This is a genomic window from Bradyrhizobium sp. SZCCT0153 (assembly GCF_018129995.1).
GTDB lineage: Bacteria > Pseudomonadota > Alphaproteobacteria > Rhizobiales > Xanthobacteraceae > Bradyrhizobium > Bradyrhizobium japonicum_G.
Map to the genome: position 1 here is coordinate 93,575 of NZ_JAFCKS010000002.1, position 25,760 is coordinate 119,334.

General features: G+C 61.4%; 29 protein-coding genes. 23 read left to right on the forward strand and 6 right to left on the reverse strand.

Annotated elements, in window-relative coordinates; all coding sequences use genetic code 11:
- Positions 1-66 precede the first annotated feature (66 nt).
- The 7 genes from JQ572_RS08330 (at position 67) to JQ572_RS08360 (ending at position 9,883) form a co-directional block, all read left to right on the forward strand.
- Positions 67-1,230: an OpgC domain-containing protein gene (locus JQ572_RS08330; RefSeq protein WP_306235319.1), complete on the forward strand. Its 1,164-nt coding sequence runs from the start codon at positions 67-69 to the stop codon at positions 1,228-1,230.
- Between the two features lie 372 nt (positions 1,231-1,602).
- Positions 1,603-2,739: an efflux RND transporter periplasmic adaptor subunit gene (locus JQ572_RS08335; RefSeq protein WP_211382529.1), complete on the forward strand. Its 1,137-nt coding sequence runs from the start codon at positions 1,603-1,605 to the stop codon at positions 2,737-2,739.
- Positions 2,739-5,816 carry an efflux RND transporter permease subunit gene (locus JQ572_RS08340; RefSeq protein WP_211382530.1) on the forward strand — a complete coding sequence of 1,026 codons (3,078 nt, stop codon included), beginning with the start codon at positions 2,739-2,741 and terminating at the stop codon, positions 5,814-5,816. Before JQ572_RS08335 ends, JQ572_RS08340 begins: the two co-directional genes overlap by 1 nt.
- Entirely contained in the window at positions 5,813-6,130 is a 318-nt protein-coding gene (locus tag JQ572_RS08345; protein WP_211382531.1) for a DUF3240 family protein, read from the forward strand. Before JQ572_RS08340 ends, JQ572_RS08345 begins: the two co-directional genes overlap by 4 nt.
- Before the next feature lie 66 nt (positions 6,131-6,196).
- Positions 6,197-7,258, forward strand: coding sequence for an AI-2E family transporter (locus tag JQ572_RS08350; protein WP_211382532.1), 1,062 nt, complete (start codon positions 6,197-6,199; stop codon positions 7,256-7,258).
- Positions 7,259-7,424: 166 nt separating this feature from the next.
- Positions 7,425-9,179: an arsenical pump-driving ATPase gene (gene arsA / locus JQ572_RS08355; RefSeq protein ID WP_211383515.1), complete on the forward strand. Its 1,755-nt coding sequence runs from the start codon at positions 7,425-7,427 to the stop codon at positions 9,177-9,179.
- 179 nt (positions 9,180-9,358) lie between these two features.
- Positions 9,359-9,883 (forward strand): DUF6789 family protein, encoded by a 525-nt coding sequence (locus JQ572_RS08360; RefSeq protein ID WP_349643095.1) that lies wholly within the window; start codon positions 9,359-9,361, stop codon positions 9,881-9,883.
- Positions 9,884-10,090: 207 nt separating this feature from the next.
- On the opposite strand, the gene JQ572_RS08365 is transcribed toward JQ572_RS08360, so the two are convergent.
- The 3 genes from JQ572_RS08365 to JQ572_RS08375 form a co-directional block, all read right to left on the reverse strand.
- A complete protein-coding gene (locus JQ572_RS08365; protein WP_211382534.1) occupies positions 10,091-11,176 on the reverse strand; it encodes a YeeE/YedE family protein in 1,086 nt (361 codons plus the stop codon).
- Positions 11,177-11,253: 77 nt separating this feature from the next.
- A complete protein-coding gene (locus JQ572_RS08370; RefSeq protein WP_211382535.1) occupies positions 11,254-11,604 on the reverse strand; it encodes an ArsR/SmtB family transcription factor in 351 nt (116 codons plus the stop codon).
- 24 nt (positions 11,605-11,628) lie between these two features.
- A complete protein-coding gene (locus JQ572_RS08375; protein ID WP_211382536.1) occupies positions 11,629-12,009 on the reverse strand; it encodes a thioredoxin domain-containing protein in 381 nt (126 codons plus the stop codon).
- Between the two features lie 77 nt (positions 12,010-12,086).
- Here JQ572_RS08375 and JQ572_RS08380 point away from each other — a divergent pair, with 77 nt between their 5' ends.
- Entirely contained in the window at positions 12,087-12,818 is a 732-nt protein-coding gene (locus JQ572_RS08380) for a cytochrome c biogenesis CcdA family protein (protein ID WP_211382537.1), read from the forward strand.
- On the opposite strand, the gene JQ572_RS08385 is transcribed toward JQ572_RS08380, so the two are convergent.
- The gene (locus JQ572_RS08385; RefSeq protein WP_211382538.1) at positions 12,819-13,532 is read right to left on the reverse strand and encodes a hypothetical protein; all 714 of its coding nucleotides are present in this window, start codon (positions 13,530-13,532) and stop codon (positions 12,819-12,821) included.
- 144 nt (positions 13,533-13,676) lie between these two features.
- Here JQ572_RS08385 and JQ572_RS08390 point away from each other — a divergent pair, with 144 nt between their 5' ends.
- From JQ572_RS08390 to JQ572_RS08455, 14 genes are all read left to right on the forward strand, one after another.
- Positions 13,677-14,201 (forward strand): thioredoxin family protein, encoded by a 525-nt coding sequence (locus JQ572_RS08390; RefSeq protein ID WP_249128980.1) that lies wholly within the window; start codon positions 13,677-13,679, stop codon positions 14,199-14,201.
- A gap of 133 nt (positions 14,202-14,334) precedes the next feature.
- Positions 14,335-14,778 (forward strand): sulfur oxidation c-type cytochrome SoxX, encoded by a 444-nt coding sequence (soxX, locus tag JQ572_RS08395; protein WP_211382540.1) that lies wholly within the window; start codon positions 14,335-14,337, stop codon positions 14,776-14,778.
- A gap of 19 nt (positions 14,779-14,797) precedes the next feature.
- On the forward strand, positions 14,798-15,250 hold the full coding sequence (soxY, locus tag JQ572_RS08400) for a thiosulfate oxidation carrier protein SoxY (RefSeq protein ID WP_211382541.1): 453 nt from the start codon (positions 14,798-14,800) through the stop codon (positions 15,248-15,250).
- Between the two features lie 16 nt (positions 15,251-15,266).
- Entirely contained in the window at positions 15,267-15,593 is a 327-nt protein-coding gene (gene soxZ, locus JQ572_RS08405) for a thiosulfate oxidation carrier complex protein SoxZ (protein ID WP_211382542.1), read from the forward strand.
- A gap of 32 nt (positions 15,594-15,625) precedes the next feature.
- The gene (gene soxA, locus JQ572_RS08410) at positions 15,626-16,450 is read left to right on the forward strand and encodes a sulfur oxidation c-type cytochrome SoxA (RefSeq protein ID WP_211382543.1); all 825 of its coding nucleotides are present in this window, start codon (positions 15,626-15,628) and stop codon (positions 16,448-16,450) included.
- A 33-nt stretch (positions 16,451-16,483) separates the two neighbouring features.
- Positions 16,484-18,175: a thiosulfohydrolase SoxB gene (soxB, locus tag JQ572_RS08415; RefSeq protein ID WP_211382544.1), complete on the forward strand. Its 1,692-nt coding sequence runs from the start codon at positions 16,484-16,486 to the stop codon at positions 18,173-18,175.
- A 5-nt stretch (positions 18,176-18,180) separates the two neighbouring features.
- Positions 18,181-19,446 (forward strand): sulfite dehydrogenase, encoded by a 1,266-nt coding sequence (gene soxC / locus JQ572_RS08420; RefSeq protein WP_211382545.1) that lies wholly within the window; start codon positions 18,181-18,183, stop codon positions 19,444-19,446.
- Positions 19,415-20,122 (forward strand): c-type cytochrome, encoded by a 708-nt coding sequence (locus JQ572_RS08425; protein ID WP_211382546.1) that lies wholly within the window; start codon positions 19,415-19,417, stop codon positions 20,120-20,122. The genes soxC and JQ572_RS08425 overlap by 32 nt, the downstream gene beginning before the upstream one ends.
- A 71-nt stretch (positions 20,123-20,193) precedes the next feature.
- A complete protein-coding gene (locus JQ572_RS08430) occupies positions 20,194-20,583 on the forward strand; it encodes a DsrE family protein (protein ID WP_211382547.1) in 390 nt (129 codons plus the stop codon).
- 15 nt (positions 20,584-20,598) lie between these two features.
- The gene (locus JQ572_RS08435; RefSeq protein WP_211382548.1) at positions 20,599-21,498 is read left to right on the forward strand and encodes an alpha/beta hydrolase; all 900 of its coding nucleotides are present in this window, start codon (positions 20,599-20,601) and stop codon (positions 21,496-21,498) included.
- Between the two features lie 8 nt (positions 21,499-21,506).
- Positions 21,507-21,950: a DsrE family protein gene (locus tag JQ572_RS08440; RefSeq protein WP_211382549.1), complete on the forward strand. Its 444-nt coding sequence runs from the start codon at positions 21,507-21,509 to the stop codon at positions 21,948-21,950.
- 115 nt (positions 21,951-22,065) lie between these two features.
- Positions 22,066-23,151 (forward strand): YeeE/YedE family protein, encoded by a 1,086-nt coding sequence (locus JQ572_RS08445; protein ID WP_211382550.1) that lies wholly within the window; start codon positions 22,066-22,068, stop codon positions 23,149-23,151.
- A gap of 105 nt (positions 23,152-23,256) precedes the next feature.
- The gene (locus JQ572_RS08450; RefSeq protein ID WP_211382551.1) at positions 23,257-23,808 is read left to right on the forward strand and encodes a YeeE/YedE thiosulfate transporter family protein; all 552 of its coding nucleotides are present in this window, start codon (positions 23,257-23,259) and stop codon (positions 23,806-23,808) included.
- Positions 23,809-23,818: 10 nt separating this feature from the next.
- On the forward strand, positions 23,819-24,355 hold the full coding sequence (locus JQ572_RS08455) for a YeeE/YedE thiosulfate transporter family protein (protein ID WP_211382552.1): 537 nt from the start codon (positions 23,819-23,821) through the stop codon (positions 24,353-24,355).
- Positions 24,356-24,379: 24 nt separating this feature from the next.
- Here JQ572_RS08455 and JQ572_RS08460 read toward each other — a convergent pair whose 3' ends face one another.
- Positions 24,380-24,697 carry an ArsR/SmtB family transcription factor gene (locus JQ572_RS08460; RefSeq protein WP_211382553.1) on the reverse strand — a complete coding sequence of 106 codons (318 nt, stop codon included), beginning with the start codon at positions 24,695-24,697 and terminating at the stop codon, positions 24,380-24,382.
- A 183-nt stretch (positions 24,698-24,880) separates the two neighbouring features.
- Between JQ572_RS08460 and JQ572_RS08465 the strand changes: the two genes are divergently transcribed.
- Positions 24,881-25,222 carry a rhodanese-like domain-containing protein gene (locus JQ572_RS08465; protein WP_211382554.1) on the forward strand — a complete coding sequence of 114 codons (342 nt, stop codon included), beginning with the start codon at positions 24,881-24,883 and terminating at the stop codon, positions 25,220-25,222.
- 119 nt (positions 25,223-25,341) lie between these two features.
- On the opposite strand, the gene JQ572_RS08470 is transcribed toward JQ572_RS08465, so the two are convergent.
- On the reverse strand, positions 25,342-25,737 hold the full coding sequence (locus JQ572_RS08470) for a Spy/CpxP family protein refolding chaperone (protein ID WP_211382555.1): 396 nt from the start codon (positions 25,735-25,737) through the stop codon (positions 25,342-25,344).
- Between the last annotated feature and the right edge of the window lie 23 nt (positions 25,738-25,760).

Here is a 25,760-nt window from a genome sequence, read left to right on the forward strand (position 1 = left end):
TCGCGTGCGACGGCCCGATCGGTCCGTCCTCCGCTCACATCCTGGTACACCAATTGGGGTTCCTTCATGCCGATGAAGCCGCAAACCTGGGTATCCGCTCTCCAGGCACAAACGTCTCTTCGCGGGGACGGAGATGGCCGTGACCTGCGGCTGGATGCATGCCGCGGGCTGGCGCTATGGTTCATCCTCATCGATCATATTCCCGACAGTTCGCTCGATTGGCTCACCCTACGCAAATATGGCTTTAGCGATGCCTCGGAAGTGTTCGTGTTCGTATCGGGGTACACCTGCATGCACGCCTATGGCGGCGGGTTGCGCGAACAGGGGTGGCCAACGACGGTGGTTCGCGCGCTGCGGCGAGGCGGGGAAATCTACGCCTCGTTCCTTCTATTGCTGATCGCCTATTTCGCTCTGGTCTGGCTGCTCGGCGACGGTCACCGCTATCTTGATGAGACCAACACGAGGATATTCTTCGAAAATCCCGGTGCGGCCATTCTCCACGCCGCGGCGATGCAGTATGCGCCCCTCAATACCGACATACTGCCAACCTTCGTGCTTCTGCATCTGGCCTTTCCCGGCCTTCTTTGGCTTTTTACCCGCAACGCTGCGGTAACACTGGTAGCATCGCTTCTTATTTATCTGATGGTGCAGCTGTTCAGCTGGCACGTGCCAGCGTGGCCCAGCGGCGAGTTGTATTTCAATCCGTTGGCGTGGCAATTGCTGTTCGTGCTTGGTGCCTGGTATTCGTGCGAGGCGACGGGTCGGTTGAGGGCAATGGTCCGGTCGCGCGCCGCACTGGTGCTGTCGATGCTCTATCTTGCATTCAGTCTTGCCATCGCGTTGAGTTGGCAAATTGAGGCGCTTGAACAGATGACGCCTGATTGGCTTTCATCAATGATTTATCCTATTGATAAAAGCCACCTTTCACCGTTGCGGGTGCTGCACTTTCTGGCATTGGCGATCGTTGTCTCCCGCCTGATGCCTCGGGACTGGCGCGGCCTGATGAACCCATGGACGGTGGCGATGATCCGCTGCGGCGAAAACTCGCTGGCGATGTATTGCCTGAGCATTTTGCTGTCATTCTTCGGCTATGTCATTCTGGTCACAGCTTCCAGCACCATCGCGATGCAAGTCGCCGTTGGCATTGCCGGTATCGCCCTCCTGGTTGGAACGGCTACTCTCATGACCTGGACTGCCAAGCAGGATCGGCCTGGGCCAAAGCTGTTTTGAGGGCATAGCGCAATGAGCATCATCATTGGGCGATCAGATCGATAACAAGAAGCAGAACGCTTGAGGTGAGGCCCGCAACGGCACCCAGCGCGGGCAAATGAAGGCACCCGATGGCGGCATTTCGTTTCCGCTTTCTCGGCGGAGTGTCGCGCCGGGCAGACAGCAGGAATGGCTGTAAGGGCGCAAAAAGCGGACGTTAGACCGATTTCGTCGCTATTCAGGATAGCAGATCGCGTCCGACATGACGCTGACATGGATCAACTGTGTGCTGTAGTCCCTCGGTGTATTCTTGTCGTGTCGGCCAAGACTCGCGGCTCGCTTTCACAGATGCCCGGTGTCGCTCGATCGTCGGCAGACAATGGAACATTGATCATGCGTCTCCGTCCGGTGAACTTGAGCCTGCGCTCCTGGCAGAGCTTGGCGCGAGCAGTGCTTGCGCTCGCGTTCGTCGGCCTCCCAGCCGCGTCGATGGCTGACGAGGAAGTGAAGCTTAGTCCCGCACAAGCGCAAACCCTGGGCGTTCGCGTCGTACATCCCGTCTCGAGCCGAACTGATCAGACCCTGCCGTACCCCGCTCAGATCGTGATCCCGACTCCCCAATTGTGGGTCGTGAGCGCTCCGGTAGCCGGTATGGTCGCCAGTCTATCGGTCGCGCGAGGCGACCGGGTGGACTCCGGCCGGCCGCTGGTAACGCTTGAGAGCCCTAGCTTTGTCTCGCTTCAACGTGACTATTTGCACGCCTTCGCCCAAGACGTGCTTGCCGCCCAGCAGCTGAAACGGAATACGGATCTGTTTGAGGGAAAGGCGGTGCCGCAACGTGTTCTGGAGACCAGCCAGGCCGAAGCGCGGCAGGCAAGCATCGCCTTGGCCGAGCGGCGGCAAATGCTTCGGCTCAGCGGATTTTCAGACGACGCAATTGCGCGCCTGACCAGCGAGACGGCGATTACGGCAACCGTTTCGGTCGCAGCGCCACAGCAGGCAACGGTGGTCGAAATTGTGGTTTCCCCCGGCCAACGGGTGGAGCAAGCTGCGCCGCTCGTCAAGCTCGCTCGATTGTCGGCCCTTTGGGCCGAGATTGCGATTCCGGCATCGAGCATCCGTGCTATCCGGCCCGGCGCGAAAGTGGAAATCGACGGTTATGCGACTCCGGGCCATGTCGTGTTGGTCTCGGAAACGACCGATGCGGCGAGCCAAACCATCCTGGTGCGCGCGGAAGTGCCGAACACGGGTGAACTACGCCCCGGACAAACTGCCGCGGTGCGGATCAGCTTTCTTTCGTCGGGTGAAAGTGCCTGGGAGATTCCGTACGCGGCGCTCGTGCGTCGCGGTGATAATGCGTCGGTCTTTGTTGCAACCGAGAGCGGATTTCGCCTGGTGCCCACGACGCTGCTCGCCGAGGATCAGGATCATGTCGTGGTCGCGGGCGGGATTACGGACAAGGATGAGGTGGCCGTCAGCGGCATCTCGGCCCTCCGGGGAATTCTGCTGCGGCTCGGAGCCAGCGAGTAATGCTTGAGCGTCTGGTCGCGTTCGCGCTTTCGCAGCGCATGTTCGTCGCTTTGAGCGTGCTTCTGCTCATCGGCGCAGGCGTCGTTGTTTTGCCTACCCTGCCGATCGACGCATTTCCCGACGTTTCGCCCGTACAGGTGAAGATCATCATGAAGGCGCCGGGCCTGACCCCGGAAGAGGTTGAACAGCGGATCACGGTTCCGATCGAGCTTGAATTGCTCGGATTGCCCAACAAGAAGATCCTTCGCTCGACGACAAAATATGCACTCGCCGATATCACGCTCGACTTTGAAGATGGCACCGACATCTACTGGGCGCGCAATCAGGTCTCCGAGCGCTTATCGAACATCGCGCGCGATCTGCCTGAGGGGGTGACCGGTGGTTTGGCTCCGATCACTAGCCCCCTCGGCGAAATGTTCATGTTCACGATCGACAGCCCCGATCTCTCGCTGGCGGAGCGTCGAACGTTGCTCGATTGGGTGATCCGGCCGGCGTTGCGGACTGTTCCGGGGGTTGCTGACGTCAATTCGCTCGGCGGTCATGTCCGGGCATTCGAGATCGTGCCTCTGAATGATGCACTCGCAGCACGCGGCATTTCGTCTGAACTGTTCCGGCGGGCGATCGAGACAAATAGCCGCAACGATGGCGCGGGCCGCGTCAACCAGGGTGAAGACAGCGCACTCGTCCGCATCGAGGGCAGCATCCGCTCAATCGATGACATCAAGGCGATTGTCATTGACACCCGGGACGGGGTCCCGATCCGAGTGAACGATGTCGCCCGTGTTCAGGTCGGTTCGCTGACGCGCTATGGAGCTGTCACGATCGACGGTCGGGGCGAAACGGTCGAAGGACTCGTGCTTGGATTGCGCGGTGCCAATGCCGGCCAGCTCGTCAGCGATGTGCGCCGGCGCCTAGAGGAGCTGCAACCGTCGCTTCCGAAGAGCGTTACCGTCAACGTGTTTTACGATCGAAGCCGGCTGGTTGGCCGCGCCGTCGGGACGGTTGTCCGGGCGCTGGGGGAAGCCACCATCCTCGTCATCGTCTTGCTACTGTTGTTTCTCGGTAACTGGCGTGCGTCGCTGGTGATTGCCCTAAGCCTGCCGCTCGCGATCATGATCGCTCTGATGGTCATGCGCGTGGTCGGGATGTCGGCCAATCTGATGAGCTTGGGCGGCCTTGCGATCGCGATCGGCATGTTGATCGACGCTTTGGTGGTCGTCGTCGAAAATATCGTGGGAAACCTCAGCAAGGATCAGGAAGGACAGACAGCACCGCTCATTCACATTGTGTTTCGTTCAGTCTGCGAGGTGCTCGAACCGGTTGCAACGGGCGTAATGATCATCATCATTGTTTTCGTGCCGCTGCTTGCGTTGCAAGGTCTCGAGGGAAAGCTCTTCATCCCCGTGGCGCTCGCGATCATCTTTGCATTGGCCGCATCGCTTTTGCTGGCGCTCACCGTCCTTCCTGTCGCTACCTCGTTTCTTCTCAAGGCGGCCCCGCATCGGGAACCATGGCTGATTCGACTTGCTTCACGAGGCTACGCGCCGGCGCTACGCTGGGCATTGGCCAATGAACGCAAGGTGATGGTGGCGGCAGTGGCATCTCTCGTTGCTGCGGGCTTCGCCTACACCCAGCTCGGCAAGACATTCATGCCGACCATGGACGAAGGCGACATTATCGTCAGCGTCGAGGCAATTCCGTCGATCAATCTCGATCAGTCAATTGCGATCAATACCAGGCTTCAAGCCGCGATTTTGACGCAGGTATCCGACGTTGCGGGTGCCATCGCCCGAACGGGATCGGATGAGCTGGGTCTCGACCCGATGGGGCCCAATCAGACCGACACGTTTCTGGTCTTAAAGCCGCCGAACGAGCGGAAGACGACGGATAAGTCCGTCCTGCTTCAGCAGCTTCGGCATGTGCTCGCCGACTTTCCGGGGCTGTCTCTCAGCTTTACGCAGCCGATCGACATGCGTGTCCAGGAGATGATAAGCGGCGTGCGTGGCGACGTCGCGGTGAAGATCTTCGGTCCTGACATCGCGAAGCTCAACGAAATTGCAAGCAGCCTCTCCGCGATCCTGTCCAGCATCGATGGTGCCGAGGATGTTTACACGACGCTCAACGAAGGCGCGCAGTACTATACGATTGTGGTCAATCGACTGGAGGCGGGTCGTCTCGGCTTGGCGGTGGATGCGATTGCCGCCTCGCTGCGCACGCAGATTGAGGGGCGCACCATCGGCACGGCGCTTGAAGAGGGGCGCCGCACGCCGATACTGGTGCGCGGCAGCGAGAAGACCCGCGAAGCACCCACCATGCTGGCCAATTTGCCCCTGACGCTTGCGTCCGGTCAGCACGTGGCCCTCTCACAGGTTGCGCGTATTCATCGGGTCGACGGTCCCGTGAAGATAGACCGCGAGGACGGGACCCGGATGAGCGTGGTTCGATCCAATGTTCGAGGTCGCGACATGGTGGGCTTCGTCCAGGCTGCGCAGCAGAGGGTTGCAACAGAGTTGGCGCTGCCGCAGGGCTATCGGCTGACCTGGGGCGGCCAGTACGAAAACCAGCAACGCGCCGCTGCACGTCTGTCGGTCGTCGTCCCGGTCGCCATTGGACTGATTTTCGTACTGCTTTTTACCACCTTCGGCTCGATGCGCCAGGCGCTGATGGTCCTGATAAACATCCCCTTCGCTCTCATCGGCGGCGTCTTTGCTCTCGTTTTGACGGGCGAGTACCTGTCCGTTCCGGCTTCAGTCGGGTTTATCGCGCTGCTCGGCATCGCCGTTCTGAATGGCGTTGTGCTGGTCTCCTACTTTAATCAGTTGCGCGCGCACGGCGTCCCGGAGGAGAGCATTGTCATGGAGGGCGCCAAGCGCCGGCTCCGGCCGGTGCTGATGACCGCCAGCATTACCGCGCTCGGACTGGTCCCGTTGCTGTTCGCCTCCGGCCCTGGCTCCGAAATTCAGAAGCCGCTGGCCATCGTGGTGATTGGCGGGCTGCTGTCATCGACGCTTTTGACGCTTGTACTTCTGCCAATTCTCTATCGTCGGTTCGGCCGCGCGGCTAAGGGGTCCAAATGACGGTTGAATCTGTCTGCCTGACGCTCGTCGTTGCTCGCAGGCTTCGCGAGGAACTGTTTGATTATCTCAGCGAGCAGCGCGATCTGCTATCCGGTTTTACGGCCTCAGAGAGCGCCGGCCACGGTCCGACCGTGCGGCTGCACACGACGGCCGAGCAGGTGAAGGGGCACGCCGATGAGGTCTTGGTGCGGACAATTCTGGAGAGGCGGGATGCTGCACGATTGCTGGGCCGGTTAAAGACGGCGTTCGCAGGAACGAGGCTGGTTTATTGGATCACGCCAGTCGTGGAATTCGGCACGATTGACGATCAATAGGAGAAACCTGAAGATTGAGCGGAGTTGCATTGTGTAAGGTCGCACTCGGTTCAACAGGAAGCCTACATGAGCACCTTCGAAGACAAAGTGTTCCTTTCCCTGGTCGTCGCAGTCTCACTCGCGTTCGGATGGATTCTCTGGCCATTCTACGGCGCGATTCTCTGGGGCGTTGTGGCGGTCGTGGTGTTTGCTCCGCTGTACCGGCGACTGTTGGAGATTCTCGATCATAGGCACAGCCTGGCTGCTATCTTGACGGTCATGATTATCGTGATGATGGTCATTTTGCCGTTGGCGTTGGTCGGTGGAGCGCTGGCTCGGGAAGCATCTTCCGTGTACGGGCGTGTCCAGTCAGGCGAACTGGATCTCGTCCGGTCGTTCCAGCAGATTGTGGATGCACTTCCCGCCTGGCTAACCAGTCTGCTCGATCGCTTCGGCCTCGCGAGCCTTGGTGGGGTTCAGGACAAAGTGTCTGGTGCCCTCTTGAAGGGCAGCCAGTTCATTGCTGCACAGGCGCTTGAGATCGGTCAAAGCACTTTCGGGTTCTTTGTGAACCTCTTCGCCATGCTGTACTTGCTGTTCTTCCTGTTTCGCGACGAGACGACGCTGTCGAGGCGCGTGAAAGGCGCAATACCGCTGCGCCCGGAACAATTGAACGCTCTTCTGCTCAAATTCACCATCGTTATCCGGGCGACCGTCAAGGGAGACTTGCTCGTCGCGCTGCTGCAAGGTGCTCTTGGCGGAGTGATATTCTGGTTCCTGGGTATAAACGCATCGCTGCTGTGGGCAGTCTTGATGGCCTTCCTCTCGCTGCTGCCCGCGATAGGGTCTGGCTTGGTCTGGATGCCGGTGGCGATCTATCTACTTGCAACCGGCGCTATCTGGCAGGGCATCGTCCTGATTGCCTACGGTGCCTTCGTCATTGGCCTGGTGGACAATTTCCTGCGGCCGATGCTCGTGGGTAAAGACACCAAGATGCCCGACTATGTGGTGTTTTTTTCGACGCTTGGCGGGATCGAAGCCTTCGGTCTCAACGGCTTTGTCATCGGCCCCGTGATCGCTGCCATGTTTATCGCGCTGTGGGATATATTCTCGGACTCGCGACAGAGGAGCGACGACGCCGCGGCTTGAGTCTTTTCAAGAGCTCAAGCGGCCATGACAGGGCATGGGCCCGAAAAGCGGATTATTCAGCGGACGTCCGTTGATCCATCGCAACAAGGATTTGGAGCGCTGCTATCTAATCCCCGGGTCCCGACCGAGGCCAACCACGCGGGGGGCTTGAGTGGAATAGCTTATGATGTCTCACTTTCGCGCGTTGAATGCTCCGACGCCGTATCTGTTTTTTACAGGAAAGGGCGGTGTTGGTAAGACGTCTCTTGCGTGCGCCACCGCCGTTGCCCTTGCGGACCGCGGACTTCGCGTTCTTCTCGTCAGCACCGATCCTGCCTCGAACCTCGACGAGATGCTCGAGGTCGGTCTGACCGATCGCCCAACGCCGGTGCCAAACGTGACCGGACTTTCGGCGATGAATATCGATCCCGAGGCTGCTGCGGAGAGTTATCGTGCACGGGTCCTTGAACAGCTCGGACCGCAAGTTACCGCTCCCGAGCGGTCGACCGTGCGCGAGCAACTGTCCGGCGCATGCACCACTGAAATTGCCGCCTTCGACGAATTTGTAGGGCTGCTCGACGGCGATATTGCGGGCTTCGATCACATCATATTCGACACCGCCCCGACCGGCCACACGCTACGCCTCCTCAGCCTCCCAAAGGCATGGACCGGCTTTCTCAAGGATAATGATCGGGGAGCGTCCTGCCTCGGGCCACACTCGGGTCTGAAGATGCAGGAGAATCGCTTTCGCAAGGCGCTCGAGGCGCTGGGTGATTCCGCGCGGACCACCATCGTCCTGGTCACTCGCGCCGACCGGGGTGCGATCCGTGAAGCGGCCAGGACGGCCGGCGAACTCGACGGGCTCAATCTGTCGAACCAGCTCCTCGTGGTGAATGGGCGTTTCCACGCCTCGGACCCGACGGATGCCGTCGCAGTTGCCCTCGAGCGGGATCAGGACGAGGCGTTGGCGGCAATGCCTGCCTCTCTCAAAAAACTGCCGCGAGACGAAATTCCATTGGTCGCTTTCGACATCGTCGGCCTGACGGCACTGAGGGGGCTCCTGTCGCCCTCCAGTCAACCGTCAGGTGCAATTATCAAGTCAGACCCAGAGACAATTGACCCGCCGAGTCTTGAGCGGTTGGTCGATGAAATTGCGCTGGGCAAGCACGGCCTCGTCATGGTCATGGGGAAGGGTGGCGTCGGAAAGACGACGATCGCTGCCGCTGTCGCCGTGGGATTGGCCAAGCGAGGCCATGCGGTCCACCTCAGCACGACCGATCCTGCAGCTCACGTTGCCTTCGTCGTTGATGGCGTTATGCCCGGCCTGACGGTCGACCGGATCGACCCGCGGGTCGAGACAGAGCGGTATGTCGCGAAGATATTGGCGAGCCGGGGCCGTGACCTCGACGAGCAAGGCAAGGCCCTGCTCGTCGAGGACCTTGCTTCGCCATGTACCGAGGAGGTCGCCGTGTTCCATGCCTTCTCGCACGTTGTTGCGGAGGCCCGGAGCGCGTTCGTGGTGCTCGATACTGCGCCAACTGGCCACACACTGCTCCTGCTGGATGCGACCGGCGCCTATCATCGCCAGATGACCAGCCAACTTGCACCGGGCGGATCGGGGCGTATCGTTACCCCGCTGATGAGGCTGCAGGACCCCGCATACACAAAGGTGATCCTGGTTACGCTGCCGGAGACGACGCCCGTTTCCGAGGCCGCTTCCCTTCAGGATGACCTGCGGCGTGCCGGTATCGATCCGTTCGGCTGGGTCATCAACAAGAGCCTCGCCGTCTCGGGGACTCGCGATCCTCTGCTGCGGCTTCGGCTCGATCATGAGCGAACGCAGATCGCTCGCGTTCGAAACAGGCTTACAAAGCGGGCCTTCATTATTGGATGGCGAAACAAGCCGCCGATCGGAGTGGGCGAACTCCGGACTCTGTCATGAACGTCCAGAATCCAAGTTCATCCGACGACCAACGAGCTCCCGATACGTCGAGTTGGCACCGTTGGCAAATGAAGAGCGGACATCTGTGGGGGGCCTGCTTCGCGCAAATGCCGGACCGCACTCCAGCTGTTTGACGCAGATCAACGTGATTGGAAATGCACCTTGCAAACTGTTTAGCCATGCAAACAACGGAGCTGCAAAAAACGGGGCTAACGACACCTCCTCGCCGAATTCACACGGCGTGGGAGTGGATCTGGAAGTCCGCCATATCTGGATTTTGCGGTAGCGCCGCTTCGACGGCGCTCATGTACTTCAAGGCCAAGGCCGGAATCCTGCCGTCATTCCAGCCCTACGAGAACTTCCAGATGGCTGCAGGCCACTTGTTCGGGCACGACATTCACCCAGGAATCCTTTGGCTGGTTTCGTTTTTCAACGGATCGACCGTGATCGGCCTCGTCTTTGGGTATCTCTATCGATATCTGCCCGGGGGCAGCGGCACGTCCAAGGGACTGGTCTTCGGCATCTGCGGTTGGCTGGTGATGAATCTCCTGGCGTTTCCGATGATCGGTCTCGGCTCGTTTGCAACCTCAACCGGACTGGGCTTTTGGCCTGCGATGTTTTCGTTGGCCATGCTCACAACGTATAGTCTGGCGATGGGATCAGTTTACGGCGTACTGGAGCGATCTGAAGGAGCGAGACGATAGCGTGCATGGGATCATCAACCAACGGAAGCCCAATCGACCTGATCGCCGTGGCGCAAGATCCGAATTGAAATTCCTCGTTTCTTCAATCGATAGTCCAGCATAACTCGAGAATCGCTCGAGCGTATCGTCGATACCTAAGGCTGGTTGATCCATACGCTGCATGCCGGGCAAACCCGGCTGAGCCCGGCGAGCCTGTTTCGTCTCTCTCTATGCTGACGCACCAAACATCCGCCGGATCGCCGGCCACCATTCTCCGGTCATCGTATATTCGAGGCCAAGCCGCGCTCCGCAGGCGATGGCCAGCATCGTGATGGGCGCGGAGAGAGCGAGTGTGGAGAATGCGGAAAGGCCTTGTCCGATGGTGCAGCCCATAGACAGGATGCCGCCCGTTCCCATCAGCAGGGCGCCGATCATGTGACGCTTCAGCTCACGAGCGTCGTCGCAGGCCTCCCAGCGGAAGCCGCGCGAAAACAGCGCGGCGAGAAATGATCCGAGGACGACACCCGCAACCGACCCGATGCCGAAGTCGGCGCGACTGCCAGAGAACGTCGCAACGTACAGAATACTGTTTCCAAGCGGGGCGACGAAGGTGAGAGAGGCCAGACGATCGGGGTCGAACTCGTCGTGGCCGAGCCAGCCGGTCGCGAACCAGCCAAAGGCGACCGCCAGCCCCGCGGTGCCGCCGGCAAACAGCAAGCGCCGCGAGCGAAGGAGGTGGCCGTCAGCCAAGGCCCAGCCGACCAGCGAAAGCGACACGCAACTCGCCACGATGGCCCGTGCGTGAGTCCCGAAAACCGGCGCGAGCAGGGAGTCGAGACTTTGTGTCGTGCCTTCGGGAAGCCGGACGGAGAGGGGCTCGATCAGGGCGAGCCGCATGAAGCCGGTCAATCCACGCATTGCTGCGAGGGCGGAAATGCCTATCACGAGATAAGCGACGATTGCCCTGAGATCTCCGCCGCCGATTCGCACCAGTGTCCCAAAACCGCACGTGCCCACCAGAGCCATCCCGATGCCGAAGGCCAGCCCGCCTATGATTGCTCCGCCCAGTCCGATTGAGGAAGACAAGTAGATCGACGTGGAAAGGTCGATGAGACCAAGCGCCGCCATCGACTGGGTCAGGAGCAATGCAATCCCGGCAGCGAACGCAAACGACTTCAGCCGGCGCGTATCGGACGCATAGAAGGCATCCTCCAGCATCGCAAGCGTGCAGAAGCGACCCGCGCGACCGGCGACACCAAGCGCAGCGCCGGCGAGCAGCCCGCACACCAGGCTGACCTGAGAGAGGGTGAGCATATCCTCCGGATTTTCCTTGTCGTTCGCTTCGGGCAGTCTGCGCCAGGAAGGACCAGGAATCCAGAGCAATCCCGGCGTCAGCGTCGTCGGCGGCGTACCGGCTCGCAGAACACGTCGTAGATCGCGGTCAGAATCTTGCGCACGTCGTCATTCGCCAGGCTGTAGTAGATGGCCTTGCCGTCGCGACGGGTCGTCACCAGGCGATCGAGTCGGAGGCGCGCGAGCTGCTGGGACACTGTCGACTGGCGTTCACCGAGAAATTGCTCGAGCTCCGTGACCGATTTCTCCCCCTCGGCGAGAATGCAGAGCAGCAACAGCCGTGATTCATGCGAGAGCGCCTTCAGCATGTCGCTCGCCTCGCGTGCCCTCTCGATCATCTGCTCGAGCTCGGCCGAGCCCTCGATATCCTTCAACTTCGGCAGCGGCATGTCTTGCTCATTCCTTTCGCACCGTCAGGACTGACCTGCCCGCAATCCCGCATTGAGAAGGATCCGGTCCAGCAGCCCGAAAAAGAACGCATCCCCCGGGTAGCCCCTGATGCGTCCAACTTCACGCCCTTTATCTACTATCACGAATGTCGGTGTGAAAGGACCGGCGTCAATCCCAACAAGGTCCGTCGGCAGAGGTCGATCCACGTCAATGCGACGAAGCGGTGCGGATCGGCTCTCGTCCGTATTGGGGTAGATTGGTGCGATCTCGGCATTGAACCGCGCGCACCACACGCAACCTGCGCGCTCGAACATCACGAGCTCGGCGGCAAGCGCGCTCCCCATCTGAAGCGGCAACAGGGCAATGGCTATTGCTGCCAAGAATAGGAAACGGGCAGGGGACATCGCTGGACGTATCTTCTGGACTTCTCGACGGTATTATATCATTAAATTCGTATACGTATAGAGGGGAGCGGAGCAGTATGGGTCTGGACGTCTCGCTCGGCGCCGCCTTTCTTGCCGGTCTTCTCTCATTTCTCTCACCCTGCATCCTGCCGCTGGTACCGCCTTTCCTCTGCTACATGGCCGGCGTCTCGGTGACGGACCTGCCCGCCGAGGGGGCCCGGACAAGAGGGCGCGTTCTGCTTTCCGCCCTTTGTTTCGTGGCTGGATTTTCCCTCGTCTTCGTCGCCCTTGGATCGAGCGCAACGCTGCTGGGGCGCTTCATCTCGGCACATCTTTCGGCGCTAGGCACGATTGCGGGGATTCTGATCATTGTCATGGGCGTGCACTTTCTGGGGTTGATCAGAATTCCACTTCTTTACCGTAGCGCGACCGTCCAGATCGAGAATAAGCCGGCGGGTCTTGCCGGAGCATTCGTGATGGGACTTGCCTTTGCGTTCGGGTGGACGCCTTGTGCCGGGCCGATCCTTGCAGCGGTGCTGCTGATGGCGGGCTCCGAAGATACGACCGGTCGCGGTGCGCTGCTGCTGCTGTCCTATTCCGCGGGGACTGGCGTTCCCTTCATGATCGCCGCCGCCTTTACCGGCCATTTCATCGCGTGGCTTGGACGCGCGCGCAGGCACCTGGGGACCATCGAAAGGGCGATGGGCGTGTTTCTCGTAGCGACGGGCCTCGTGTTTCTCTCGGGCTTCATGCCCTGGATTTCTCAATGGCTGCTCGAGCGCTTCCCCGGGCTGACCAACGTCGGTTGACTAGCCGAAGCGAAAGTCGAGGAGTTGGGCGAAGGATTGCAGCTCGATCAGGTAACGATGGACAAGCGGAGCGTCGCCGGAGAGCGCGGCGCGGGATATCTCGCCGGAGCTTGCGATAGCGCCGTCGATCAGCCGGCGAAACTCAGACTGCTTCGAGATTTCGACGCTCGCCCAGTCGTTACAGCGCTGCAACCGGTCGCCGAACACGCTGGCGGCCGCAACCGTCCCTTCGGCCCGATGAGGAAGTTGTTCGCCGAATCGCGTCGCTTCGTCGCGAAGCGTGGTCATTGCAGGCCCGAGTTCGAAGACACAGTCGCTGAGATCGTAAAGGCCGGAGTGACGTCGCAGCTCGCGAAGCGCGCGTCGCAGGCCTTGCACTTCCCTGATCGCGCTGTCGGCATCGCCGCGGTCGAGTGCACGGTCGGCGGCAATGAGCTGTTCCTGCCCTGTTGTGAGAAAAGCATCCAATGCGACCGGTGGATACGGAGGTATTGCCGTGCCGTTGAAGTGCTGCAACTGCTTCCAGCCGACCAGGGCATCGCTGATCTCGATCTGCGCGAGTGCGATGTTACCCGTCCTCGCATAGCTCATGGCCGTGCGCAGATTTGCCATCACAGGAACGATCCCGTTGGCGAATTCCGGGGGAGCTTCCGCGCCCGCGGCAGCGACATTCAAAGTGAGCCACAGCAATATCGTCGTGACGCGCCGCAACATCGGAAATCCTTGTCATATTCTAATATTCGAATATCATGAACGCAATTCTATAATGTGCAAGCAGGCAGGATGCACCTTTCCATCGCAACACCAAACGGCCTCACCAGACGCGGATTTCTCGCGTTCGCTCCCGTGGTGCTCGTGATGATGCAATCATCCGTTGCGCGCGCGGAGGCGATGCTGGGCGACGATGGGCTCTATCACCAGCCATGGTTCTTGCAGAGCTTTCTCGACCTTCGCGAGGATCTCGAGACGGCTGCTTCAAACCGCAAGCGGCTTGCCGTCATGTGGGAGCTGCGCGGCTGTCCATATTGCCGCGAAACGCACCTTGTGAACTTCGCCGACCCGGCGATCGCGGGCTATATTCGAGACAATTTTGAAGTCTTGCAGCTCAACCTGATCGGCTCGCGCAAGGTCGTCGACTTCGACGGGACCGAACTTGCCGAAAGGGACCTGGCGCAGAAATACGGCATCCGGTTCACTCCCACGTTTCAGTTCTTTCCGGCGACGGCTGACGGCATCGGCCGCAAGGAGCCCGCTGCGCGCGAAGTCGCCCGGGCGCCCGGCTATCTGAAGCCGCAGCACTTCCTTGCCATGTTTCACTTCGTGCGCGAGGAAGGCTACAGGCGGGGCAGTTTCCGCGACTTTCTGGAGCACCCGAAGGGGTAGGCGGGGCGGCTGCGGACAGTCGCAGAAATGTCCTTGACATCGTCCATCATATACAAATATCGTAATAAGTGAATTTGATGGGATCGTAAGTCCGTCATCACAACAAGCGAGAGTCTCGCAAAGGGATGGAAACATGCGCCGCCTCCTGCCGGCTGCCTTCCTGCTTGCCGTTTCTGCAGCCGCCGCGACGGCGCAGCAACCCGTCAAGCTCGATGTCGTCAACGACTCGCTCCCGAAATCCTTGAGCGGCGCGCCGGGCCATGCCGATGCAGGCAAGAAGGTTTTCCTGGCGCGCACGCTCGGCAACTGTCTCGCCTGTCATCAAGTGACGAGCCTCAAGTCCGAGGAATTCCACGGCGAGTTCGGCCCGTCGCTCGACGGTGTGGCCGGCCGCTACACCGAGGCGCAACTCAGGCTCATCGTGGCCGATCCCAAGCTCATCTTCACCGACACCGTGATGCCGGCGTTCTACAAGAACGAAGGCCTGAGCCGCGTGCGCCCCGAATTTGCCGGCAAGACCATTCTTTCGGCCGCGCAGGTCGAGGATGTGGTCGCATTTCTCGAAACACTAAAATGATGCCCCAGGAGAAATTGAGATGAAGCCCATCAGTCGAAGGCAGGCATTCGCGCTCGGGGGCGGCTTCGTCGCGCTGACCCTGGTGCCAATGGCTGCCGATGCGCAAGTGTCGAACGATGCCGCGCAATGGATCGCGAAGTTCACCGGCGGAAAGGAAGCGGCGAAGGGCAAGATTTCACTCGACTTGCCGGAGATTGCAGAGAACGGCAACACGGTCCCTCTGTCGTTGACCGTCCAGAGCCCGATGACCGCGGAGTCTTACGTCAAGGAAGTGATGCTGATTGCGGACGGCAATCCGAATGCCGGTGTTGCTACGCTGATGTTCTCGCCGCTCTCCGGCAAGGCGGAGGCTGCGGTCCGTATCCGGCTGGCCGCGACCCAGAACGTGATCGCACTCGCGAAAATGAGCGACGGTTCGCTGTTCACCGAGCAGAAGACGGTGAAGGTGACCATCGGCGGCTGCGGCGGCTGACAGAGGGGAAACGATCATGGCAGACAAACCGCGCATCAAGCTTCCCAAGGAAGCCACCAAGGGCGAGATCATCCAGATCAAGACCCTGGTTTCGCACGTGATGGAATCCGGTCAGCGCAAGGACGCGCAGGGAAAGCCGATTCCGAGAAAGATCATCAACAAGTTCAGCTGCGAGTTCAACGGCAAGCCTGTCTTCGCTTGCGCGCTCGAGCCCGCGATCTCGGCCAACCCGTACATCCAGTTCACCGCGCGGGTCGACGAGGACGGCACGTTCAAGTTCGCATGGACCGACGATGACGGCACGGTGATCACGGCCGAGGAAAAGATCGCGATCAAAGCTTGATCCCCACGATCAAATCAGAACGGAGAGCGCGAATGCCGTATCGTCATGTCGGCCTGCTGGCCGCCGTCGTTGCCATAACCGCGCTGGCTGGCGTACCCGCTGCCGCTCAGGATGCCGGGCGAAAGGGCATACCTGCGCCTCCCGGACACGTCTTCAAGACCATCATCTCGGGTTACGAATTCCGCACCAAGGAGACCCGGGCGGTGCAGGACGACGACCTCGAGAACCCGGGCTTTCTCGCCGTCGAGCGCGCCGCCGATGTCTGGAAGAAAGTCGAAGGCAGCGAAGGCAAGTCGTGCATGAGCTGCCATGGCGAGGCAGAGAAGTCCATGAAGGGTGTCGGCGCCGCCATGCCGAAGTGGGACGACAAGCTGAAGAAGCCGGTCAATCTCGAGCAGCGCATCAACATGTGCCGCAGCGAACACATGAAGGCGGAGCCTTGGGCATTCAAGTCACAGGCGCTCACCGATATGACCACTTTCGTGCGGTACCAGTCGCACGGAATGCCGGTGGCGGTGAAGACCGACGGCCCGATGTCACCCTGGTTCGAGCGCGGCAAGCAGATCTACTATACCCGCTATGGACAGCTCGATCTCGCCTGCGCGTCCTGCCACGAGCGCAACAACGGCAAGTTCATGCGCGCCGACTTCCTGAGCCAGGGGCAGACCAACGGCTTTCCCACTTACCGATTGCGGGATCAGCGCCTGGTCCCGCTGCACGAACGCTTCGAAGGCTGCATGTTCGACGTCCGCGCCGAGCCCTTCAAGCCGCTTTCCGACGAGTTTCTCGCGCTCGAGCTTTATGTCGGTTGGCGCGGCATTGGACTGCCGGTGGAGACCCCTTCGGTCCGCAACTGAGCCATCTGGAAGGCATGCAAGGGAACGGAACGGATGATCTCGCGCCGTGAATTCATTCAGGTTGCCGCAGCAACGGCCGCGCTTGCTGGTGGAACAGGTCTGGGCCTTGGCCGGGCTGCCGCCCAGCAACGGCTGACGCAGAAGGACCTGCTGGCATTCGAGCCGCTCGGCAACGTAACGCTCGTGCATGTCACCGACATCCATGGCCAGCTGATGCCGCTCTACTTTCGCGAACCCTCGACCAATCTCGGCGTTGGGGAAGCGAAGGGACTGCCGCCGCACGTTACTGGCGCTGAGTTCCTGTCACGGTTCGGCATCGCGCCCGGCTCGTCGGCTGCCTATGCGTTGACGTCCGAGGATTTCGAGGCGCTGGCGAAGAACTATGGCAAGATCGGCGGACTGGATCGCGCCGCTACCGTGATCAAGTCGATCCGCGCCGAGCGCGGCGATAAGGTCGTGCTGCTTGACGGCGGCGACACCTGGCAAGGCTCGTGGTCGTCTCTGAAAACGCGCGGCCAGGACATGATCGACTGCATGGCCCTGCTGAAGCCGGACGCGATGACCGGCCATTGGGAGTTCACCTATGGCGCCGAGCGGGTCAAGCAGGCGATCGAAGGTCTGGGTTTCCCGTTTCTTGGGCTGAACATCCGCGACACCGAGTGGAACGAGGCGGCGTTCGAGGCCTCCACCATGCTCGAGCGCGGCGGGGTCAAGATCGCTGTGCTGGGCCAGGCGTTTCCGTATACGCCGGTCGCCAACCCGCGTTGGATGATTCCGAACTGGTCTTTCGGCGTGCGCGAGGAGGACGTCCAGGCGCAGGTCGACAAGGCTCGCAAGGGCGGCGCGCAGCTCGTGGTGCTGCTGTCGCATAACGGATTCGATGTCGATCGCAAGCTAGCCAGCCGCGTCAAGGGGCTCGACGTTATCCTCACCGGGCACACGCATGATGCGCTGCCGGAGGCGGTGAAGGTTGGCAAGACCCTGCTGATCGCGTCCGGTTCGTCCGGCAAGTTCGTCTCGCGTCTCGATCTCGACGTGCGCGACGGCGAGGTGAAGGCGTTCCGCTACAAGCTGATTCCGCTCTTTTCCGACGCCATCGCGCCGGACGAGGAGATGGCGGCCAAGATCGCCGAGGTGCGCAAGCCGTTCGCCGGAGAGCTCGGCAAGATTCTCGGCAAGACGGAGTCTCTGCTCTACCGGCGTGGCAATTTCAACGGGACTTTCGACGATCTCATCTGCCAGGCGCTGTTGCAGGAGCGCGATGCGGAGATCGCGCTGTCGCCCGGCTTCCGCTGGGGTACCAGCGTGCTGCCCGGACAGGACATCACTTTCGAGGACGTGACCAACGCAACCGCGATCACCTACCCCGCAGTCTATCGCATGGGCATGACCGGCGCGCGGCTGAAGGAGATCATCGAGGACGTCGCCGACAACCTCTTCAACGTCGATCCCTACTATCAGCAGGGCGGCGACATGGTGCGGATCGGAGGTCTCGCCTACGCCATCGACGTCGCCAAGCCGCAGGGCCAGCGCATTACCGCCATGCAGCTCGTCAAGACCGGAGCTCCGATCGAGGCAGGCCGGGAATACCAGGTGGCAGGCTGGGCCAGCGTGAACGAGGGAACGGAAGGCCCTGCGATCTGGGATGTGGTTGCGAACTACCTGACCCGACAGAAAACCGTGCGGCTCGAGCCCAATCGTGCCGTCAAGGTCACCGGAGCTTGAGATCGATGACGACAGAGAGTCCGAAGCAATCCCGACGGAGCTTTCTCGCTGCCGGTGCCGGCGTTGCCGCGACCGTCCTGGCGAAGCCCGCAACTGCCGCCGGCAATCCTGCAAACCAGCCTCCGAACGTACCCGACTGGAGCAAGTCCCTCGGTGAAGGCGTGGCGGTGCGCCCCTATGGCAAGCCGTCGAAATTCGAGAAGGACGTCATCCGTCGCGATGTCGAATGGCTGACGGCGTCACGGGAATCGTCGGTCAGCTTCACGCCGCTCCACGAGCTCGAAGGCATCATCACGCCCAACGGGCTCTGCTTCGAGCGCCATCACGGTGGCATCGCGGAGATAGACCCTGCGGATCATCGCCTGGTGATCCATGGCCTCGTCGAACGCCCGTTGATCCTCTCGCTCGAGGAATTGAAGCGCTACCCGCGCGTCAATCGCATTCATTTCATGGAATGCGCGGCCAATTCAGGCATGGAGTGGCGCGGCGCGCAGCTCAACGGCTGCCAGTTCACGCACGGCATGGTTCATTGCGTGCAGTATACGGGCGTCTCCCTGCGCACCCTTCTGGAAGAAGCGGGCGTCAAAAGCAACGGAAAATGGCTCCTCGTGGAGGGCGCCGATGCGGCCGCGATGGACCGCAGCCTGCCGATCGAGAAGGCGCTGGATGACTGCATCATCGCCTACAAGATGAATGGCGAGGCCCTCTATCCGGAGCAGGGCTATCCGATGCGGCTCGTGGTCCCGGGCTGGCAGGGAAACCTGTGGGTGAAGTGGCTTCGCCGGATAAAGGTCGGCGATCAGCCCTGGCACACCCGGGAGGAGACGTCGAAATACACCGATCTGTTGCCGAACGGAAAGGCGCGTCGCTTCACCTGGGTGATGGACGCCAAGTCGGTGATCACGAGTCCAAGCCCGCAAGCCCCGATCAAGCACGGCAAGGGCTTCACAATCATCTCGGGCCTGGCTTGGAGCGGCAACGGCAAGGTCAAGCGCGTCGATGTTTCGCTCGACGGCGGTCGCAACTGGCGTCAGGCGCGGCTCGACGGCCCCGTGCTCGACAAGGCGCTGACGCGCTTCTACTACGAGTTCGACTGGAACGGCGAGCCGCTTCTGCTGCAATCGCGCGTGCAGGACGAGACCGGCTACGTGCAGCCGACCAAGGTCGACCTCCGCAAAATCCGCGGCGTCAATTCGATCTATCACAACAACGGTATCCAGACCTGGCACGTACTGGCCAATGGTGAGGTCGAGAATGTTGAAGTTGCCTAGATTGTTTGCCGCGGCGGCCCTGGCCTGCCTGATTAACACTCCGCTGTTGGCCGGAGAGAAGCCCGACGCGAAAGGCGGACCGAAATACAACATCGGACGCGCTCCGACTGCGGAGGAAATCCGCGGCTGGGACATCGACGTTCGGCCGGACGGGCAGGGACTACCCGAAGGCAAGGGTACGGTCGCCCAGGGCGAAAAGCTCTTCATGGACAATTGCTCCTCCTGCCATGGCGAGTTCGGCGAGGGCAATGGCCGCTGGCCTGTGCTCGCCGGCGGCAAGGGATCACTGACCAGCGACAATCCGGTAAAGACGGTCGGCTCGTACTGGCCTTATGCCTCGACGGTATTCGACTATGTCCGCCACGCCATGCCCTATGGAAACGCGGAGTCGCTCTCGGTCGATGAGTATTATGCGCTGGTGGCCTATGTTCTGTTCCTGAACGACGTGATCACGGATCAGAATTTCGAGCTCAGCAACAAGAACCTGGCGTCGATCAAAATGCCCAATGAGCAGGGCTTCTACATGGACGACCGCACGACGTCGGAAAAGGCTTTCTGGCAGAAGGATCCCTGCATGAAGGACTGTCTCGGACCGGTCAAGATCACGGGACGGGCCGCCGCCATCGATGTGACGCCCGAAGATTCGAAGGAAGGCAAGCCGCGAGGCGTCGAGTGACAAATTCCGTGGTGAGCCGCCGTGTCCTTTGCTTCACGGCCCTCTCCGCAGCGGTTTTCGTCGATGCGGCAATGAATGCGACCCGCGCCGCCGAGCCGCACAGGCTAGCGCTCCAGATCAGTGATGACGAACCCGCAAAGATGCGGGCGGTACTTGATATCGCGGCCAACGTATCTCGCTACTATTCCGGCCACGGCGAGGAGGTCGAGATCACCGTGGTCGCCTTCAATGGGGGACTGGACATGCTGCTGGACGATCGCTCGCCCGTCCACGAGCGGATGGGAAATTTCGCGAAATCCATGCCCAACGTGAGTTTTGTCGCTTGCGGCAATACGCTCGACACGCTGACCGCGAGGGACGGCAAGCGGCCCCGGCTGATGCCGGGCGTCAGGGTCGTCGAGGCCGGTGTTGCCGAGCTGCTCGACCTGGCGGAGAAGAACTGGACGATCATTCGTCCGTAATTGGGGTCGTCCTGAATGCGCCTTCTGGCCGTGCTTTTCGTCCTGGTATTTTCTCAGCCGCTGTTGGCCACCGAGCAGGAACGCGAGCTGACCGTCGGCGGTCGCGTGGCGCTGGCGACTTTGCGCACGCCGGAGCCGATGACGGCGGAGACGCCGCTGGTGGTGATGACCCACGGCACGCTGGCCCACAAGGACATGGAGACCATCCAGGGGCTCGCCAGGCTGCTGCAGGAGCGCGGCATCGCGACGCTGGCGCACAATCTGACGCTCGGCCTCGATCGTCGCAAGGGCATGTTCGATTGCGCACAGAAGCACGACTATCTGACGGGCGACGCCGTCGCGGAGATCGGCGCGTGGATTGCCGAAGCCGGGAAGTCGTCGCGGCGGATTTATGCCTTTGGCCATTCCCGGGGAGCCAACCAGGTTGTGCGCTACCTGACGGCCGGATCTGACGCCGTGCGTGGGGCGGTGCTGCTTGCTCCGGCGACCCGCGCGACCGAGATCGACCTGCGCGCGGCCTATGCCAAGACCTATGGCGCGCTGCTCTCGCCGTTGCTGGATCAGGCTTGGCGGGCGGTCGATGCGGGCCGCGGCGGCGAGTGGATCAATGTTCCCGGATTTATCTATTGTCGCGATGCGGTCGTCACGCCGCGCGCCTTTCAGTCGTTCTACCGGGATGATCCGCTGCAGGACACGGCGGCTTTCGCCGCCACGCTGAAGCTCCCCGTCCTGGTGCTCGCCGGGGCCAAGGACACCACGGTTTCCGATGTCCTGCCATCATTCGGCCCATTGGCGGCCAGGCAAGGCAGCAACATTCGCATCGCGACCATCGACGATGCGGATCATTTCTTTCGGGACCTGGCGGCGGAAGACGCTGCGGACCGCATTGCGGAGTTCGTCAAGCAGACGCCTTAGGAGGAATCATGGAACGTCGATCGTTGCTGAGTGCCGGTGTCACGTTGCTGCTGGGGGCTTTCGGGGCCGGACAGGCCGTTGCCGCAGCTGGGCCCGGCCCGCGGCAGCGCGTGGTCTACCATCTTGCAGATATCGATCGCGTCGTGTTCGTGCTCGGCAATATCCAGAACCATGTCGACGGCGTTGGCGGGCCTGGTCAGGCCGACATTCGGCTCGTCGTTCACGGTCCGGCGCTGCGCGCCTTTCACGCGCTGTCGGCGGATAGCCACGTCGTCTCCACGATGGAGCGGCTCACCAAAGAGCAAGTCGGCTTCGACGCTTGCGCCAACACGATGAAGGCCCAGGGCGTGAAGCTCGACGATCTCACCCCGGGGTTCGTCGTGGCCGAGAAGGGCGGTGTCGTCCGGCTGGCCGAGCTGCAACAGCAGGGCTATGCCTATCTGCGCCCCTGAGCGCTTCGAAAATGCGTTATCGCCCTGTTCGACATCTGGTCGGTTTTGATCTGGCTCATTTGGGGAAAATGCAGGATCGATAGACTGGGCAGATCTCGAGGGAGTCGAAGCGAACGTGCTGACGTCCATCGCCGATCTCATAGGTGAGGATCTGCTGTCGTGGATCGGCGGGCTTCTGGTCGGCGGCCTTTTCGGCTTCTTCGCGCAACGCAGCCGTTTTTGCCTCCGCGCCGCGGCGATCGAGTTTTCGCGCGGGCAAGCAGGGCAGCGACTGGCGGTCTGGTTGTTGACCTTTGCCGGCGCTCTGATGGGAACGCAGTTGCTGGTTGCACTCGGATGGCTTGACGTCTCCGAGGCGCGTCAGCTTGCCCAGCAGGGCAGTATCTCCGGCGCGCTGATCGGCGGCTTGATGTTCGGTTGCGGCATGGTGTTGGCGCGAGGCTGCGCGAGCCGCCTGCTGGTGCTTTCGGCCAACGGCAACCTGCGCGCCCTTCTATCGGGTCTGGTGTTCGCTGTTGCGGCACAAGCAGCCTATCGCGGCCTGCTGTCGCCGGCTCGGGAGTGGCTGACCAATCTTTGGCTGATCAACGGCGGCCCGTCGCGGGACATCATGAGCCTGGTGGGCGGCGGGACGCCGGAAAAGCTTGCCTTCAGCGCGATCTGGCTGCTGGCCGGCTTCGGTTTCGCGTTTCGCAGCCGTCTTGCTCCACGGTTGCTCTGGTCCGCACTTCTGACCGGCGCGGCCGTCGTTGCAGGCTGGGTTTTCACTTACCAACTGTCCCAGTCCTCTTTTTCACCCGTGGCGCTGAAGAGTCTCACTTTCAGCGGACCATCCGCCGAGGTCCTGACCGTCGTGCTGAACAGTCCCTACATTCGTCTTGATTTCGATCTGGGTATCATCCCGGGCGTTTTTCTCGGTTCTTTCGCCGCCGCCGCCTGTGGGCACGAGTTCCGGCTGGAGGGCTTTTCCGACGGGCTCGGCATGCGCCGCTACCTGATCGGCGCCGTCCTGATGGGGTTCGGCGCCATGCTGGCCGGCGGCTGCGCCGTCGGCGCCGGAATCACGGGCGCCTCGGTGTTCGCATTGACGGCATGGCTCGTGCTTATCGGCATGTGGGTCGGGGCGGCACTCACCGATCTGCTCGTCGACCGCGGCTGGTCACCACAGCTGCGCCACGCCGCCAGCGCCGAGCGCGCGTGACGTGCCGGTATTATTTTAGATATTGCTAAATTCAATTTATTGAATATAAATAGTCTCGATGGCCATAGCGGCGGCCGCGAAAGTCGCTTTCGGGGAAGACGCACCATGACGACGATCACCCATGATATCGCACGAGACGTGCCGCGAAGTGCCCGGATCGACTGGTCCCCTTATCTGGTCGGCGCCGGCATCGGCATCCTGAGCTGGATCGCGTTCGGCCTGTTTGGCGATCCGCTCGGCGTCACCACCGCGTATTCACGCATCGCATCGCTGTTTGCCACGCCGTTCATCGGTGCCGATGCGGTTGCGCAAAACAGCTATTGGAAGAGCATGCCGCTGAAGTGGGACTACGGCGTTTGGTTCCTGGTCGGCATTCCCTTCGGCGCCTTCGTATCGGCCGTGCTGTCGGGGACCTGGCGCCTCGAACTCGTGCCCGAAGTCTGGAAGGAGCGTTTCGGCCCATCGGTGACGAAGCGCTTCATCGCCGCTTTTGCCGGCGGGGTCGTCATCATGTACGGCGCGCGCCTCGCCGGCGGCTGCACCAGCGGCCACGGTATCTCCGGCGGCCTTCAGCTTGCGCTGTCGAGCTGGCTGTTCCTGGGGGTGATGTTCGCAACCGGTCTCGTCGTGTCGGCCGTCATGTTCCGCAAGTCCTGAGGAGACGATCATGCTTGCTATCTTTGGTGCCTTGGTGATGGGGGCGGCCTTCGGTTTCCTGCTGCAGCGTGGCAAAGTGACAAGCTGCAACGTGATCGAGAACCAGTTCCGCCTGCGCGACTTCACGGTCCTCAAGGTCATGGGCACCGCGATCGTGGTCGGCGGGATCGGCGTCCTGCTGCTGGTCGATACCGGCAACTCCAAATATTACGTCAAGGATGCCAACATGCTCGCGGTCGCGCTGGGCGCGGCGCTGTTCGGCGTCGGAATGGTGGTCTACGGCTACTGCCCCGGAACGGCTCTCGGTGCGATCGCGACCGGCAGCGTTCATGCGTTGGTGGGTGCCCTCGGCATGGTGGCCGGCGCGATTCTCTATGCGCTGAGTTTCGACTGGCTCAAGGGGCATGTCTTGAATGTCTGGGCGCTTGGCAAGGTCCGGTTGCCGGATCTGACAGGTGTGCCCGACGCGGCGTGGTTCATCGCGCTCGCGATCGGGGCCGGATTGTTCTTCTGGTGGGTCGAGACGAGTCAGCCGAAGCGGGCCTGAAACACCGGGCGCCGGCAGGGCGGCTCAGTGAGCCTTCCTGCCGCAATACAGCCGGTGCAGGGTGGCAAACAGCTCTTCCACCCGCGGATCGGAAATGCGGTACCAGATCGTCTGGCTGTCGCGCCGGGAGGCGACCAGCCGTTCGCCGCGCATTTTCGCAAGATGCTGCGAGAGCGCCGAGGGTGAAATCCCGACGGAGTCCGCGAGGGTGCCGGCGCTCGCTTCGCCGAGCTCGACCAGCTGGCACAGGATCAGCAGGCGATGCTCATTGGCAAACATGCGCATCAGCGCGGCGAGCTCGCTCGCTTTTTTCTCCAGGATCTGAGTATCCGGCTTGCGCATCTGGTCCTTCAATAGCATTCGGCATTCCATCGTCAAGGGCCGCGCCGGCACCGCTTCCTTCGCGAAGATCGAGCGTGATGCCGCGATCGTTTGGATCCAAAAGGTTGAATATATTCGATAATTAGAATATGAATTGCGGTGCGGCGGCTGGGTCGGTTTAGCGAAGCAAAGAAGGAATCTGCCATGTTGTCAGGATTGCTGAAGAAGTTTGCGGGGGCGACCAGCGTTGCTGCGATCGATCATGATGAGCTGGTGCAGGCGCATCGCGAGAAGAGCTGCACGATCGTCGATGTCCGGGAGCCGCACGAATTCCGTAATGGTCACATTCCCGGTGCTCTCAATCATCCGCTGTCGCAGTTCGATCCGGCGAGATTGGCGCAGGGCAAGCCGATCGTTCTGATTTGTCAGGCGGGAGGTCGCTCGGCGACCGCGCTGCGCCGCGCACTCGCCGCCGGCCAGCAGAACGTGCGCCATTATCCGGGCGGCATGAGCGGCTGGCGTTCGCGTGGTGGCCACGTCGACTAGCCGTCTGCAGGTCGTCAAGCTCTGCGCGATCAACGGTACGAAGGGACAACGAAAGCCTGTCGCCAACCAGATCGGCGTCAGTCCAGAGGCGTTCCATCGGGAATTGGCCGGCTAATGCTCTACCAGAGGTGCCGCCAAAAGCGGCCGCGGTCCGAAGGCGAATCCAGTCGGCCCTTCTGCTCGTCGGTGAGAGTGGCGTAGAATGCCTCGAAAGCGGGACGCATGGTCTTGACCGACTGCAGCATCCCTTCCATGCGCTTCTCCATGAACTCCATTCGACCGACCGCGGTGGTTGGCACGTCGGTCGAACAGGCGAGGCGGAGGGCCTCCGAGGCTTTGTCGGATGCCGCCTTCAATTCATCGAACTTGGCACGTTGCGCATCTGTTGGCTTGATGACCTGTTCGAGCCGGTCAATGCGCCATCCGGAAAAGCCGGCGGCAGCGGGGCTGCACATGCCCCCGAATCCACCGCGACCCATAAACCCCGGCCCCATCATCATGCCGGAGCCCATCATGTCCCGTCCCCATCCATGCGCCC

Excerpts from the sequence above, each read along its gene's own strand:
- JQ572_RS08330 (WP_306235319.1), top strand. The coding sequence starts at position 67 with ATGCCGATGAAGCCGCAAACCTGGGTATCCGCTCTCCAGGCACAAACG.
- JQ572_RS08335 (WP_211382529.1), top strand. The coding sequence starts at position 1,603 with ATGCGTCTCCGTCCGGTGAACTTGAGCCTGCGCTCCTGGCAGAGCTTG.
- JQ572_RS08340 (WP_211382530.1), top strand. The coding sequence starts at position 2,739 with ATGCTTGAGCGTCTGGTCGCGTTCGCGCTTTCGCAGCGCATGTTCGTC.
- JQ572_RS08345 (WP_211382531.1), top strand. The coding sequence starts at position 5,813 with ATGACGGTTGAATCTGTCTGCCTGACGCTCGTCGTTGCTCGCAGGCTT.
- JQ572_RS08350 (WP_211382532.1), top strand. The coding sequence starts at position 6,197 with ATGAGCACCTTCGAAGACAAAGTGTTCCTTTCCCTGGTCGTCGCAGTC.
- arsA (WP_211383515.1), top strand. The coding sequence starts at position 7,425 with ATGTCTCACTTTCGCGCGTTGAATGCTCCGACGCCGTATCTGTTTTTT.
- JQ572_RS08360 (WP_349643095.1), top strand. The coding sequence starts at position 9,359 with ATGCAAACAACGGAGCTGCAAAAAACGGGGCTAACGACACCTCCTCGC.
- JQ572_RS08365 (WP_211382534.1), bottom strand. The coding sequence starts at position 11,176 with ATGCTCACCCTCTCTCAGGTCAGCCTGGTGTGCGGGCTGCTCGCCGGC.
- JQ572_RS08370 (WP_211382535.1), bottom strand. The coding sequence starts at position 11,604 with ATGCCGCTGCCGAAGTTGAAGGATATCGAGGGCTCGGCCGAGCTCGAG.
- JQ572_RS08375 (WP_211382536.1), bottom strand. The coding sequence starts at position 12,009 with ATGTCCCCTGCCCGTTTCCTATTCTTGGCAGCAATAGCCATTGCCCTG.
- JQ572_RS08380 (WP_211382537.1), top strand. The coding sequence starts at position 12,087 with ATGGGTCTGGACGTCTCGCTCGGCGCCGCCTTTCTTGCCGGTCTTCTC.
- JQ572_RS08385 (WP_211382538.1), bottom strand. The coding sequence starts at position 13,532 with ATGTTGCGGCGCGTCACGACGATATTGCTGTGGCTCACTTTGAATGTC.
- JQ572_RS08390 (WP_249128980.1), top strand. The coding sequence starts at position 13,677 with ATGATGCAATCATCCGTTGCGCGCGCGGAGGCGATGCTGGGCGACGAT.
- soxX (WP_211382540.1), top strand. The coding sequence starts at position 14,335 with ATGCGCCGCCTCCTGCCGGCTGCCTTCCTGCTTGCCGTTTCTGCAGCC.
- soxY (WP_211382541.1), top strand. The coding sequence starts at position 14,798 with ATGAAGCCCATCAGTCGAAGGCAGGCATTCGCGCTCGGGGGCGGCTTC.
- soxZ (WP_211382542.1), top strand. The coding sequence starts at position 15,267 with ATGGCAGACAAACCGCGCATCAAGCTTCCCAAGGAAGCCACCAAGGGC.
- soxA (WP_211382543.1), top strand. The coding sequence starts at position 15,626 with ATGCCGTATCGTCATGTCGGCCTGCTGGCCGCCGTCGTTGCCATAACC.
- soxB (WP_211382544.1), top strand. The coding sequence starts at position 16,484 with ATGATCTCGCGCCGTGAATTCATTCAGGTTGCCGCAGCAACGGCCGCG.
- soxC (WP_211382545.1), top strand. The coding sequence starts at position 18,181 with ATGACGACAGAGAGTCCGAAGCAATCCCGACGGAGCTTTCTCGCTGCC.
- JQ572_RS08425 (WP_211382546.1), top strand. The coding sequence starts at position 19,415 with ATGGTGAGGTCGAGAATGTTGAAGTTGCCTAGATTGTTTGCCGCGGCG.
- JQ572_RS08430 (WP_211382547.1), top strand. The coding sequence starts at position 20,194 with ATGAATGCGACCCGCGCCGCCGAGCCGCACAGGCTAGCGCTCCAGATC.
- JQ572_RS08435 (WP_211382548.1), top strand. The coding sequence starts at position 20,599 with ATGCGCCTTCTGGCCGTGCTTTTCGTCCTGGTATTTTCTCAGCCGCTG.
- JQ572_RS08440 (WP_211382549.1), top strand. The coding sequence starts at position 21,507 with ATGGAACGTCGATCGTTGCTGAGTGCCGGTGTCACGTTGCTGCTGGGG.
- JQ572_RS08450 (WP_211382551.1), top strand. The coding sequence starts at position 23,257 with ATGACGACGATCACCCATGATATCGCACGAGACGTGCCGCGAAGTGCC.
- JQ572_RS08455 (WP_211382552.1), top strand. The coding sequence starts at position 23,819 with ATGCTTGCTATCTTTGGTGCCTTGGTGATGGGGGCGGCCTTCGGTTTC.
- JQ572_RS08460 (WP_211382553.1), bottom strand. The coding sequence starts at position 24,697 with ATGCGCAAGCCGGATACTCAGATCCTGGAGAAAAAAGCGAGCGAGCTC.
- JQ572_RS08465 (WP_211382554.1), top strand. The coding sequence starts at position 24,881 with ATGTTGTCAGGATTGCTGAAGAAGTTTGCGGGGGCGACCAGCGTTGCT.
- JQ572_RS08470 (WP_211382555.1), bottom strand. The coding sequence starts at position 25,737 with ATGATGGGCTCCGGCATGATGATGGGGCCGGGGTTTATGGGTCGCGGT.